General features: G+C 70.8%; 12 protein-coding genes. 7 read left to right on the top strand and 5 right to left on the bottom strand.

Annotation, left to right across the window (positions count from 1 at the left end; translation table 11 throughout):
• Positions 1 to 41: 41 nt before the first annotated feature.
• From ABZU75_RS17405 to ABZU75_RS17435, 7 genes are all read left to right on the top strand, one after another.
• A complete protein-coding gene (locus tag ABZU75_RS17405; RefSeq protein ID WP_355555034.1) occupies positions 42 to 464 on the top strand; it encodes a hypothetical protein in 423 nt (140 codons plus the stop codon).
• Between the two features lie 15 nt (positions 465 to 479).
• Positions 480 to 2,009 carry a hypothetical protein gene (locus ABZU75_RS17410; protein WP_355555036.1) on the top strand — a complete coding sequence of 510 codons (1,530 nt, stop codon included), beginning with the start codon at positions 480 to 482 and terminating at the stop codon, positions 2,007 to 2,009.
• On the top strand, positions 1,993 to 2,472 hold the full coding sequence (locus ABZU75_RS17415; RefSeq protein ID WP_355555038.1) for a hypothetical protein: 480 nt from the start codon (positions 1,993 to 1,995) through the stop codon (positions 2,470 to 2,472). Before ABZU75_RS17410 ends, ABZU75_RS17415 begins: the two co-directional genes overlap by 17 nt.
• Positions 2,473 to 2,484: 12 nt before the next feature.
• Positions 2,485 to 3,759, top strand: coding sequence for a hypothetical protein (locus ABZU75_RS17420; protein ID WP_355555040.1), 1,275 nt, complete (start codon positions 2,485 to 2,487; stop codon positions 3,757 to 3,759).
• A gap of 23 nt (positions 3,760 to 3,782) precedes the next feature.
• Positions 3,783 to 4,811: a hypothetical protein gene (locus tag ABZU75_RS17425; protein ID WP_355555042.1), complete on the top strand. Its 1,029-nt coding sequence runs from the start codon at positions 3,783 to 3,785 to the stop codon at positions 4,809 to 4,811.
• Positions 4,812 to 4,878: 67 nt separating this feature from the next.
• Positions 4,879 to 5,631, top strand: a complete 753-nt coding sequence (locus ABZU75_RS17430; RefSeq protein WP_355555044.1) for a hypothetical protein — start codon at positions 4,879 to 4,881, stop codon at positions 5,629 to 5,631.
• Positions 5,632 to 5,663: 32 nt separating this feature from the next.
• Entirely contained in the window at positions 5,664 to 6,101 is a 438-nt protein-coding gene (locus tag ABZU75_RS17435) for a YbaB/EbfC family nucleoid-associated protein (RefSeq protein ID WP_355555046.1), read from the top strand.
• 97 nt (positions 6,102 to 6,198) lie between these two features.
• Here ABZU75_RS17435 and ABZU75_RS17440 read toward each other — a convergent pair whose 3' ends face one another.
• The 5 genes from ABZU75_RS17440 to ABZU75_RS17460 all read right to left on the bottom strand — a co-directional run bounded on the left by ABZU75_RS17440 (position 6,199) and on the right by ABZU75_RS17460 (position 12,518).
• Entirely contained in the window at positions 6,199 to 7,344 is a 1,146-nt protein-coding gene (locus tag ABZU75_RS17440) for a hypothetical protein (RefSeq protein WP_355555048.1), read from the bottom strand.
• Between the two features lie 97 nt (positions 7,345 to 7,441).
• Positions 7,442 to 8,887, bottom strand: coding sequence for a type VII secretion protein EccB (gene eccB / locus ABZU75_RS17445; RefSeq protein ID WP_355555050.1), 1,446 nt, complete (start codon positions 8,885 to 8,887; stop codon positions 7,442 to 7,444).
• 59 nt (positions 8,888 to 8,946) lie between these two features.
• Positions 8,947 to 10,113, bottom strand: a complete 1,167-nt coding sequence (locus ABZU75_RS17450) for a S8 family serine peptidase (RefSeq protein WP_355555052.1) — start codon at positions 10,111 to 10,113, stop codon at positions 8,947 to 8,949.
• A 38-nt stretch (positions 10,114 to 10,151) separates the two neighbouring features.
• Entirely contained in the window at positions 10,152 to 10,313 is a 162-nt protein-coding gene (locus tag ABZU75_RS17455; RefSeq protein WP_355555054.1) for a hypothetical protein, read from the bottom strand.
• Between the two features lie 42 nt (positions 10,314 to 10,355).
• Positions 10,356 to 12,518: a serine/threonine protein kinase gene (locus tag ABZU75_RS17460; RefSeq protein ID WP_355555056.1), complete on the bottom strand. Its 2,163-nt coding sequence runs from the start codon at positions 12,516 to 12,518 to the stop codon at positions 10,356 to 10,358.
• Positions 12,519 to 12,765: the final 247 nt, after the last annotated feature.

The following is a 12,765-nucleotide window of genomic DNA, read 5'->3' on the forward strand; positions in this document are numbered from 1 at the left end:
ACGCGATGGCCGAGACCGTTCGTCTTCTTCGAGGGGGAAACGTGAGCAGAGCCTCCGACGGCGGTGCTCCCGGCTGGCCCGGGCTGGACGGTGAGGCGACACTCGAGTACGACACCACGCTGATGCGGAAGGTCGCGGACGAGCTGGAGCGGCATCTCGGCCCCCTCAAGGGGGCGGCCCACGCCGAGGGATACACGACGGGATCGCTGAAGAGCGTGCAGGTCAACGGTGGGCTGACCGAGCGGGAACTGGGAGCCTGGCCGGCGGCGAGCGCGTTCACCAGATCCGTCGGCATGGTGCCCGACCCCGGTGGGATCGTCTCCCTCGAACAGGGGAACGCGGCGCTGCGGTATGTCTACCAGCTGTTCGTGACCCGGTACGAGGAGGCCATCCAGGCAATCCGCGCGAACGCCGACGAGTACGACAGGGCCGATCCCCGCCGAGGAAACGGCTCGAACGCATAGGAGTGGAAGGTCGTCGTGGGCAGCGATTCAGGGAGCCGGCGGATACGCGCCACCGGCGCGGCGCCCGAGCAGGGCGAGGTCACCGCGTCCAGAGCCCAGATCGAGCAGTGGTTGCGGAACACCTCGCCCATGGCGGTCGACGACGCGGGGTTCGCCTACATGCACGCCGCGAGCACGATCGGCACCCTTCGTGACGCACTGCCGTCGAACGCGACGAGACTCAGCCAGTCGTGGCGCGGCGAGACGTCCGCCGAAGTGCAGAGAGCGCTGCAGATGCTGCACTCCACCGCCGAGGAACTGGTCTCCACGATGGAGAAGATGTCCGAGGTCCTCAGATGGTACGGCGGGGTCTGTCTCCCTGAGGCCCGCCGGAAGATCGAGAACCTCGACAACCCCGGCGGGGCGGAGCGGACGCCCAATCCCGAACCCGGGCCCGCCCCGACAGCGACCCCGACGGCGACCGCGTCCGGCGGGTCGACGCCAGCGCCTCAGGAGCCCTCGGCCGGCGCGTCGCCGTCGGCCTCCGCCGTCGAGGACGGCACCTACGCGGCCCGCCAGGCGCTGCGCACGCTGAACGCGCAGATCCTCGAACTCAACCACAGGGTGCCCGAGGCGATCTTCTACGACCTGCCGACCGTGACGATACCGGAGGGCGGCCAGGTCTATCCCGACGTCGTCTACCCCGACGGCGACCCGTACCCGAACGGCCGCCCCGAGCCAGAGGGCAGGGGGCCGGGTGCCTGGACGGCGAGCGGCGGAGCGGGCGCGGAGTCCGGCGGCCGGTCTTCGGACTCCGCCGGCGGGAGCGGCGGGGGAGCGGGCGCTTCAGCGACCGGTGGCGGGAGCCGGGGTGGGTCGGTCTCGACCCCCGGCACGGAGGGTATCGGTCCGGGCGCCCCGGGCCCGGATGGTTCGGCCCCGGGTGGCAGGGATCCCGGCGATCCCGGCGATCCCGGTGATCCCGGCGATCCCGGCGATCCCGGGAACGGCGGCCCGGGTTCGGACGGTCCTGGAGGGACGGGCGGGCAGGATCCGCCCATCGCGGACGGCACCGGCAGCGGCACCGATACGGGCACCGGCACCGGCCAGAACCCGCAGAACGACGGAACCGTCCCCGCGGTGATCGACGGAACGGACGGCACACCGGCCGACGATCCCGGGAGCACCGAGGTGGCGAGCTTCATCCCGCAGACCCCGGCGACGGTTCCGGTGATCCAGCAGAGCCCGGTCGGCCCCGCCGGACCGGTGACGACCGTCGTTCCCCCCGCCACCTCCGTTCCTCCGGTGCTGGGCACCCCGGGTGTGGGAGCGGGGACGGCCGTGCCGCCCCCCAATGCCGCGACGGCGCGGGGAGCGATGAACGGCATGCCGATGGTGCCGCTCATGGGCGGCGGGGCCGGGGGCGAGAGCGCCCAGGAGTCCGAGAGGTTCAGCCCACTGACGGAAGAGCAGGACGTCTGGGGCTCGCGCCCCGACGTGACCTCCGCGCTCATCAGCGGATCCGCCGCGGACCACGGAAAGGTACGGCATGGCGATCGAACTTGACCCGGACTGGCCCGGCCTGACGATCAAGGACGACAGCAGCGGCGACGGCGGCCCCGAGGGGAACCACGCCGAGATCGAGCGGATCGCACGTGCGCTGGACGAGTCGCTGACGACGCTGACGACGCCCACGCAGCCGCCGGCGACATCGGTCGCCCAAGATCAGGGAGGCCCACCCGCGCCGTTACCCGGGCCGCCCCCCGGCGCCGGGTCGCTGCCCGACGTCCGGCTCCAGTGCGCGATCGGCTCCGCCCACATGGGGGAGTGGCTCACCGCGCAGCAGTTCGCCATGGCGACCTACACCGCCTACGCGACGCTCATCGGCGAGACGGAAGGGTCCGGCGGCCTCTACTCGTCGCTGGTCCAGCAGTACGACACGGTCGTCGAGGCGCTCATCGGCATCGCCAGGACCAACACCGCCGCCGAGCAAGCCAACATGGAGCCGGGCGACCGGCGCGACGTCTGACGAGGAGCCACCATGGCGGAAACGGGATCGACCTCGCCCAACCAGACCGTCATCAACATTCCCAAGGAGACGCTCTCGATCACGCTCTTCGAGAGCACCCTGGAGAAAATCAAGGGCTGGATCGACAGCACCAATCCGGATTCGGTACGCCGGGCCGGTGACTACTACCTCGCCGCCCAGACCCTGCTTGAGAACGCCGCGCGAGAGCTCAAGAGCAAGGCCGTCGAACTCGCCGACCACTACCGGGGGCCGGCGAGCGTGGAGACGCAGAAACAGCTGCAGTCTCTGCACGGGACCATCCGCGAGCTGGCCGACAAGATGGGGATGATGGGTCCGCCGCTGCACCAGTACGCGGACACCCTGGTCTGGGCCCAGCAGAACCTCGTCGTGAAGAGGGGGCAGGACTCGCGGTCGGACCACGACACCGACTGGGCGGACCACATCCCGTTCTACGGGATGTACCGGGTGGAGGACCGGGCCAGAGACCACTTCTACGAGGTCAACCAGAGGATCGCCGAGCACTACTCGCTGCTCCCCAGCCAGGTGCAGGAGGCGTTGCCCACCCCGACCCCGCTGGACATCCCCGACTTCAAGGACGGGGGCTTCACCCCCGGCCCGCCTCCCGGACTGCCTCCCGGCGGGCCGGCCGGCCAGGACTCGCCCTACGGTCCCGGCGGCACGGACCGGCCGTTCGACCCGGAGCCGGCGGAAGGAGGGCCGTACGACCTGATCTCCTCGGGGGGCGACACGAACGGTACCGGTGCCGGCGGGCCGGGGACGGATCGGTTCGGGCCGGACCAGGGCGCCTGGGGTCCGGGCCAGGTCCAGCCCTCCGGCCCGTCCGGCTCGAACGGCCAGTCCGTGCCGGGCTGGAACGGCTCGGATCCGTCTCCGCAGTCCTTGGACGGCGCCGAGGCTCCCCGCCAGGACCTGTCCGTACCGGATGACGGAACCCGGCTCACCGGCCTGAACGACACGGCGCTGACCGGGCCGGCGAACGCCTCGACGAACGGCCTGTCGTCGAACGGGGGGCCGGGCATCGGCACGCCGGGCGGGGCGGGAACGGGCGGGGCGGGGATCTGGGGCACGGGCGGCGCCGGAGCCCTCTCCGGAGTCCCCTCCGGAGCCCGCGGAGGGATGAACGGCATGCCGATCTTGCCGCTCGGGGCGCCGCTTCACGGACAGGGAGGCGAGAGGGGGCAGGAGTACGAGAACACCACCGACCTCCTGGAGGATGACGAGGTCTGGGGCAGCGGCGGCCCCACCATACCCCCGCTGCTCACCTAGACGCGGTACCGGAGAGGGTGGAGATGGGCGAACTTGTTCCGGGAATGAACTTCGGCCCGACGAGTCAGGAGATCGGCTACTCGGCCGACGATCTGGACGGACTCGGCAACGGGTTCGGCAGGGAGGCGCCGGGCCTGGAGTCACTGGGGAAGAGGACCGCTGCGATCGGCATCGGTTTTCCCGCGTTCGGCGTCGTCGGCATAGGGCTGCTGACGGCCACCGACCAGGCTCGCGACAGCGCCGCCCAGGCTCTCGAAGCGAGCGCGAAGGTGCTGAACTCCTGGAAGGCGGCTCTTGCCGCGATGGCCGAGGACATGAGGAAGCGGGAGAAGGAGAACGAGGAACTCTTCCCGGGGCCGGGCTCTCCCGGACTCGGCACGCCGGATCTCGGTGGCCTGGATCTGGGGGGCACGGGCCTTGATGACACGGGCCTGCCCGGTACAGGCCTTGACGACACGGGCCTTCCCGGTACGGGCCTTCCTGGCACGGGCCTTCCTGACACGGATGGCCTCGACCCGACCGCGCCCGGTGCGCGGACCCCGGACCTGGAGACGCCCGACCTCAAGACGCCGGGCACGGACCTTCCCGATTCGAACACCCCCACGCCCGACATACCGGCGCCGAACACCGACCTGCCGCAGGTCCCCGACACGAACATCCCGGGCCTCGATCCTGGTGACGCGGCGAACACGCCGGCCACCCCGAACCTCGACCTGCCGGACCCGGGGAAGACGGACCTGGCGGGTTACACCCCTCCCGACCTGACGACGTCGCAGCCGAGGGTGCCGGAAGCCTCGACCTGGTCGGGCGAGTCCGGCCGTTCCGGCGGCGCCTCCCCCTCCGGAGCGGCGGCGGGCGGCGGGCAGTCCTCACTGGCCGGCGCGCGTGGGGCCGGGCTGAACGGCATGGCGGGAATGCCCTTCATGCCGATGGGCGGTGCCGGCGACCAGAAGAGGGAGATCGACAACCCGTTCTCGGGCCTGTCGGGGGACGAGGGGGACTGGGACGACGACGCCGACGTCGCCCCCGCCGTGCTCGGGCAGGAGCAGTGATCGACGAGGATCGGTCCCCCCTGCCCGGAGGCCTGACGGTCCGGCGGTCTGAAGGAAGGCGCTCGCCGTGAGCTACGAGAGTGACAAGGCGATGTACATCGCGGCGGCGGCGGAGGCCGCCGCCGCCGCGGTCGTGCTCATGTCCCCCATCGCGAAGAGCATCGCCGTGATGATCGGCACCATGATTTCCGATCCCGGCGGCATGCAGAGGCTCGCCGAGCAGTGGCGTGACTCGAAGCTGGGGGGCGAGGCCGTGGATCTCAACGACCTGAAGGCCACGATAACCGGCCTGAGGGCGCTGGCCGAGGCCGGAGGATGGAAGGGAGAGGCACGCCAGTTGTTCGACTCCTCCTCGGCCGCCTTCCTTGAGGAGACGGCCAAGCTCGAGAACCACCGGGTCAGTGCCGGCGACACCGTCGAGCAGGCCGCGCTCATCTTCCACGTCGGTGCCCAGGTGGTGTTCTGGGCCGCGCAGCTCATGGCCTATCTGGCGGCCGTGGCCCTGGCCACCATGGTCGTTCCCGCGATGAGGGTGAGCGCGCAGATCGCGATACACCAGGCACTCAGAAGTATCGGCCAGGGCCTCGTGGCGCTGATCAGGACGAAGATGAAGGTGATTCTCTCCGCCACCGCGGTTCTCGGCATCGTGAACATGTACAGCGCGACCCAGGCGCAGTTGCTCCCCGGCCTGGAGGCCGTGACCGACAAGACGCCCGACTACGCGGGCTTGGGATTCGACTACCAGTCCGGCAGCCTCACCCCCTCGTTGGATCTGGGGGGCACCAAGCAGCCCAGCGGCGGCGTCCTGGGCATGTTCTGACCTCGACCGGCCGATGATCACAAGGAGGACATGTGTTTCCCTTCAACTCCTCTCCCGGCGGTTTCCGCTTCGAGGATCTGGACCGCTTGGTCGAGGACGCCGAGCAGGTGAGATACCGTGCGGAGGTCGTGCTACGTGAGCTCGACGACGTCACCGGCGAGGGCGAGAGCGCGAACGGCAAGGTCCGCGCGCGCACCGGCGCGGCCGGGCTCCTGCTGGAGGTGCGGCTCGATCCCCGGGTGATGGAGATGGGCAGCCAGGACCTGGCCGAGGAGGTGACGCTCGCCGTACGGCGGGCGCAGCAAGACGGCGACTACAAGCGGGAGCAGGTGCTGCGTGACGTTCTCGGCCCCTCCGGGCTGTCCACGGAGGAGCTCACCGACCCGTTCCAGGAGATCTCCAACGCCTTCGGCCGCTCCATGGACGAGCGGGAGGCCAGGGTCAGGGACGCGGGGCGCGAGCCCTACTGAGCCGACGGCGCCGGGCTGAGCCGACGGCACCGGCCGTACGGAAGGTTCCCGCGGGCGAGACCTTCCGTACGGCGTGACCTGTACGGCGTGATCGAGGTCAGGGCTTCGTCGGCCTCGACTGCAACGGGTTCTCCGGTATCTGCAGCGGTTCCGGAGCCGGGGCGAGAGGCACCCCGAAGGGCTCGGGGGCGCCGCGGAGAGCCGTACCCGGGATCAGGCCGAAGAAGGAACCGATGCCCATGACCAGCTTCGGATCGGTGATACCGGTCTTGCCCAGGGCTCCTCCCATCCCGGCGTTGAACCCTCCGGACACGAGCCCGAACGTCGCGAAGTTCTTCGCCATCTCCCCGGCGGACTTCCCACCCTGGAGCATGTCGTTCACCGGGGACGGGAGCGCCCCGGCCGTGACACCGGCGGCGAAGTTCATACGCGCGGGGTGGGCCGCGTGCGCCTTGGACCACCACGTGCTGCCGAAGGGCAGCGCGGACGCGATCCCCGCGGCATTGGTGAGCTGCGCGTATCCGAGGCTGAAAGGCTGTACGAAGGACTGGCCGTTGAGCATCCGGCCGAAGCCCGCCGTGGCGTAGCCGCCGGCCCAGGACATGCCGAACACCTTCCAGTAGTTCGAGAGGGCCGTCAGGCTGGTCTTGCCGAAGGAGTACGACTCGGACCCGTTGAGCGTCCAGGCCTTCGCGACCCTGCTCCTGCCCCCGGCGATCCCCAGGCTCCTCAGGGTGGTTCCGAGGTTCTTCAGCAGCGCGGTCAGCCTCATCATGATGTTCCCGGTGGCGACCGCGCCCTTGGCGGCGATGTTCGCGCGGGCGGCCCACGCCACGTAGGCGCCCAGGGCTCCGGCGGTGAGGGAGATGGCGACGCTGGCCGCGATGGACATCCCGATGGACTTGATGAGTTCTTCCAGCGCGCGCTTGGTCTCGTGGCTGGCCTCCGCCGCCGCGTCGAGCACCTCGGCGACGACCCTGAGGTTCTCGCTGAGCGCCCTGCGCTCCTCGGGGCTGAGCTGTTTCCTGTTCACATCCTGGAAGGCCGACGACGCCGCGCCGGACCAGTCGGCCGGGGGTCTGTACGCCGTGGGCTGAAGCATCTCGTTCACGCCCTGGAGATCCCGGTCGAGCTGGCGGCAGGCCTCGGCCATCTTGGTCAGCTGCCGCTGATCCGCGTCGCTGCCCAGCGACGCGATCGCGTTGGAGAGCGTCCGGAAGAGATCTTCTATCGGATCTGCCATGCCTGCTCCTTGCGTTCCCGCACCTACCTGCGCTCCTAATAGATCATGATTTCCCTCTCATCTGTCGACAAAAGGGAAAATTGGCGCGACGGATGTTCTACTGCTGAAGGCGGGCCGTCGGCGGCTGCTCCACGCGCACCGGTGCCCGCGCGGCCGCGGGGTCGAGCACCGGGCCCTCGGGGATCAGGAGCTTGAGCTGCGCGGGGAGTGGGGCGACGTCCTCCAGCGCGTAGCCGAGGCTGCCCAGCGCCTCCGGGGACTGGATGGCGTGCCGCCGCCCCTGGTCTCCGATCAGGTAGAGCGACTGGACCGAGTCCAGCCTGTCGTTTCCCGGCAGCACTCCCACCAGGGCGCCGGTGCCGGGCGGGAGCACCACCTGGTCGGCCGCGTCCTGGTTGAACCGGCCCGCGGGCGGCGTGGGGATCCGCACGGTGCTCTCGATCGTCAGCGTGGCCCGGGTCGAGCCGCGCTCCGCGTCGGAGTAGACGGCGCAGAGCGGGTCCGTCGGATTCGGAGTGATGATCTTCGGCATGACCGTGGGAAGGCCGGCGGAGTCCAGGCTGGTGGCCGACACCTTCATCCCGTTCGCGCTGGCGGCGTCCGTCTCGATCGGCCGCACCTGCCGGTCGCCGTACGCCTTCTTGCTGGCGGGGTTCTGCAACAGCAGGCTGACCTGGACGGGGGTGAGACTCGCCAGTCCGTCGGAGAGCAGGACGTACCACTTCTCGGAGCCGCCGGCCAGCGAGGGCACCCGGTACACCCGGCCCACCGCGGACTGCTTCCCGTCGGGCCCGCGGGCCGCGCGGCCGAGGCCGGGAATCTTCGGGCCTCGGAAGTCGGCCCCGACGGGCAGTGCGTTGAGCCAGGCCGCGGGGACCTGGCGGCGCCCGCCCTCCGGCAGCGCCCGCACGCTGCCGGCCGGTACGAGCATCCGCTGGTTCGACCAGAGCAGCCAGGTGTCGTTCCCCTCCTCGACGACCATGGCGCTGTCCGTCCCGATCGGGCGGCCTCCGACGTTCATGCCGCCGACCAGTGAGGTGTACAGCCGGCGCTCGCCGCGGGTGTCCACGCCCTCCACCACGCAGGCCGACCAGGGGGCACGGACCAGTTTGCCGGGGGCGGGCAGCGACTGGGGGGCGCCGGGGATGCCCACCATCGTGCCGCGCTGGAAGTCCGCGAGGGAGGCCGAGGTGACGGTGCGCACGGTCACCTCCCGCTCGCGTAGCAACAGCCGGGCGGAGGTGATGTTGGCGACCGGGAGCATCTCCTTCCGCGGCGCGCTGTAGACGAAGACCGCGCCCGACTCCTCCTCCACGATCACGGTCCCCGGCTCGGTGAGCGCGGTCGCGCCACCGGGGAAGAGCAGCCCGACTATGCCGAAGCCGACCGTCACCAGCACCGCGGCCAGCACACCGCAGAACATCGCCACGTTGAGCCTGCGCATCGGCGATTCGGGCAGGTCCGGCTCGCCCTGGAGCAGGGCCATGTTCAGGCGCTGGACCATCAGCTTGTGCGCCTGGTAGAGGTCACGACGGGTCTGCATGCCGCCCCCACCTCGCCGCCTCCACCGGGGAACGATGGATGAGGAGACTCATCGCGCTCTCACCCGCCACTCTCGATCCGGGCCGGCCGCCATCCCCGGCGGTGGCCCAGCGGGGTCACCACCCTGGCCAGGACGGCCAGGAGCGCCAGCGAGAGGGAGAACAGGGCGACCCAGGCGGCGACCGCGATTCCATGGGAGTCCTCCACGGGGACCCGCGGGATCGCGTCAGCCGGCAGCGGGGCGGCCTCGTCCGGAGCGATCGCCACCGACTCCGACGGCAGGATCGCCGAGACGGCCAGCAGCGGATTGATCACTCCCTCGCCGGTCCCGACCCCGGAGCCGCCACCGGCGGTCAGCTTGATGCGCCGATGCACGGCCAGGTGGTCCAGCCCGGGGTGACGGGCGCGCACCAGCGCCACGACTCCCGCGACGTACGGCGCGGCGAAGCTGGTGCCCTCCAGGCCCTCGCTGTAGGCCCTGCCCGGCGAGGTGGAGGTGAGGTCGACGCCGGGGGCGAGCACGGAGACCGGGGTGGTGGTGCTGGAGGAGGAGGCCCTGGTGCCGTCCGGGTTGGCCGAGCCGACGGAGATGACTCCGGGATAGGCGGCCGGGTAGGCGGGCGGGGAGGTGCCGTCATCCTTGGTGACGTTGCCCGCGGCGGCCACTATCACCACGTCCTGGGCCAGGGCGTAGTTCACCACCTTCCTCAGATCGGGCTGGTCGTACGCCTTGGCCGACACGTTGATCACGTCGGCGCCGAGCCGGACGGCCCGCAGTATCGCGTGGGCCAGCGACCCCGCCTCGCCGATGTCCTTGTTCGTGTGCTTGACGGATATCAGCTTGGCCTCCGGCGCGATGCCGGCGAACGGCACTCCCTTGATCTCACTCGCCCCGATGATGCCCGCGACCTCCGTGCCGTGCCCGATGCAGTCGCCCCCGCCCGTGCCGGTGAGGTCGATCAGTGACTTTCCCATCTTCGTCAGCTGCGGGTGTGTGACGTCCACGCCGCTGTCGACGATCGCGACCGTCACCCCCGCGCCCCTGGTCAGCTTCCACACCTCCGGCAGGTTGAAGCGCCGCTGGGCCCACGACTCCCTGATGCTCTTCGTCCCGCGGGGCGGGGAGCAGTCGGCTGCGCCTCCCACCGCCCCTCCCGCCGCCGAGGCGGGGACGGGAGCGGTGACAGTCAGCGCGAGCACTCCCGCGACAAACTTCCCACCAATCATTGAAACCCCCGAAACAGGCGGACGTCAGACAGCACTCTTCATCTCTCGAAGGGCCGGGCAGCGGCTCCACACCGTCCCATGGCCACGGGTGCGTGTCGCCCGATCTCTCCCGCCCGGTTCACCTGCTCCTGGAGCCCGGCGAGCATCCGGTCGGCCGCGCGGTCGGCGGCAGGGTCGGCGCCGGGGGAGAGCGGCGTCATGCTTCTCTCCTCCCGCCGCGTTACCCGCGTTCGCCTCGGAGGTCATCCGCAGTTGGCCCAGCCCGTGCTGGTGCTGCCGCCGGGGCCGCCGCCGGAGATGCGCACGCACTTGCCCTTGGCCGGAAGGAAGACCGGGCCCGCGTAGTACTCGAAGTTGCCCCGGTCGGTTTTGGAAGCGCCCCCCTGTACCTCCAGGGTGGCCCAGACCTGCGTCGCCTTTCCGACGTCGGCGGTCTTCATCGTGACCGCGCAGTTGGTGCCGGTGGAGGTGTTGTAGAGCTGGTAGGTCGTCCCGCCGCCGAACTGGGCGGACCGCTGCACGTAGTAACCCGATCCGCAGACCTGCTGCGGGCTGTAGGGGTTGGAACGCGGCGGCGCCGCCGCGGTCGGTTTCGGAGCGGCCGTGGTCGGTTTGGCCGCGGGTGGTTTGGCCGCGGGTGGTTTGGTGGTGGGCGGTGATTCCGGGGCCACGGCCGGAGGATTGGTGGTCGGCTTCGACGACGGCGGCTTGGACTGTGTCGGGGCCGGTGGCTCGGGGGCCTCCCGTGTCGGGCTCGGCTCGGACCGCGTCGGGGGCGGTGGCTCGGGAGTCTCCCGTGTCGGGCTCGGCTTCGGCTGCGACGTCTGCTGAGGTTCTGTGGTTCGAGGAGTCGGCTTCCGCTTTTCCCCGGCCCTGGCGGTCGGCGTCGCCCTGGCCTTCTCCGTGGCCTGGGGCGGGGGAGCCGGCGCGGCGGTCGGCGCGGCGGTCGGCAAGGGGGCGGCCGGAATCGTCGGCACCGCGGTCGGCGGTGGGGTGAGCGGATCCAGTGCCGGGGGTGTGGGGACGTCGGTGGGCAGCTGCAACGGCCCGACGTCTCCCACCCGCGGCTCCGGTGTCATGCCCCAGGGCACGGTAACCCGGTTGGCCGGGTCGTCCGTGGTGCCCTGGCCCGGATCCACATTGCTCTGGCCCGGGTCTCCGCCCGCCCCGCCCGGACCTGCACTCCCCCGGCCCGGATCTCCACCCCCCTGCCCCTGCCACCGGCTCGCCAGCGCCAGCGGGGCCCTTTCGTTCGCGGCGGCCACCTGTCCGGTGTTGCCGAGGGAGGCGTAGTTTCCGGCGGCCCAGATTCCGAGGCCGGACATCAGGGCGACCACACCGACACCGGTCACCAGCATGAGGGGGAAACCGGCGGTCTTCCGCTGCTCCCTGGCGGGTTCGGTGATCACAGTCCCGCTCATCGGAGGCGGGCTTCCCGGCAGCGGCGGTGCGTTCCAGAGCGGCGTCGCCGGCGGCTGCACCGAGGCCGGGTACAGGGCCCCGTCCTTCGCGCCGGGGAGGTTCCCGCCGCCCTCGGCGGGCGGCGGGGGAGCCGGCAGGAGCGTTTCCACGGGCTGCCCGCCGAGCAGCCGCAGCATGGCCGCGCCGGTGTCGGGCCGAGCCTCCGGGCGGCTGTCCAGGCAGACGGCGATGAGGGAGCGGAGCCCGGACGGGATGCCGGTCAGGTTCGCCGGGCCCTCTGGCGCCGTCTCGGGCCGCTCAAGGAGAGGCGGCTGACCGGTCGCCGCGTAGACGACCGTCGCGGCCCAGGCGAAGAGGTCCGCGGGCCTTCCGGCCACGGTGGCAGGGACCGGTGCCTGACCGGTGCCGGTCTCCGTGATCCGGGCGATGTCGCCGCCGGATCCGAGCGCCGGGTGGATGTACTCGGGGGCGCGGTATCCCGGTTCGGAGCCGGTGTCGCCGAGGCCGATGTCGCAGACGCGGGGCCCGTCGGGACCGAGGAGCACGGTGTCCGGGCTGAGGCCGCCGTGGACGAGACCGGACAGGTGGATGGCCGTGAGCGCGGTGAGCATGCTGACGGCGAGCCGTTCCAGGGCGTCCCCGCTGAGCGGTCCGTCGGTGGTCACCGTCTCGCGCAGTGAACGGCCTCCCAGGTGCTCGCGGACCACATAGGGGGAGTCGTCGAACCAGCCGACCTCAAGGAGCCGGGCGGCGTGTGCGCCGGACACGCGCCTGGCGGCGTGCAGCTCGTTGGTGATTCGTTCGCGGGTCGGTGGGTCGGTGCCCGGACACGCTTCCAGCACGCGGATCACCCGGAGGGTGTCCTCGTCCAGTAGATGCCCCAGGTAGACGGCCTGCGTGGGGTCTTCGACGAGCCGGCCGACCAGGAGGTGGACGCCGATGCGCTTCGGATCTTCTTGCAGCAAAGGGTGCAAATCGCCCACGGGGGTTCCTATCGGCTCAAGTCTCTATATATGTATTTATCGCTTTATCAGGCACCATCAAATCAAATCTGACCCACCCGGATCACCGTTTTCATCCGTTCTTCATGCTCTTTTGCCTGTCGGGGGTGGGATGACTGGTTTCATTTGCGTATCGGAGTAATGGCGAGATTGCTGCCGGTGACAAGGACGGTCAACCTCATCCGCCTGACACACCGCACCGGCACCGGGAACCGGCCGGTGAGGCCGT

It is taken from the genome of Streptosporangium sp. NPDC005286 (assembly GCF_040607515.1).
Taxonomy (GTDB): domain Bacteria; phylum Actinomycetota; class Actinomycetes; order Streptosporangiales; family Streptosporangiaceae; genus Streptosporangium.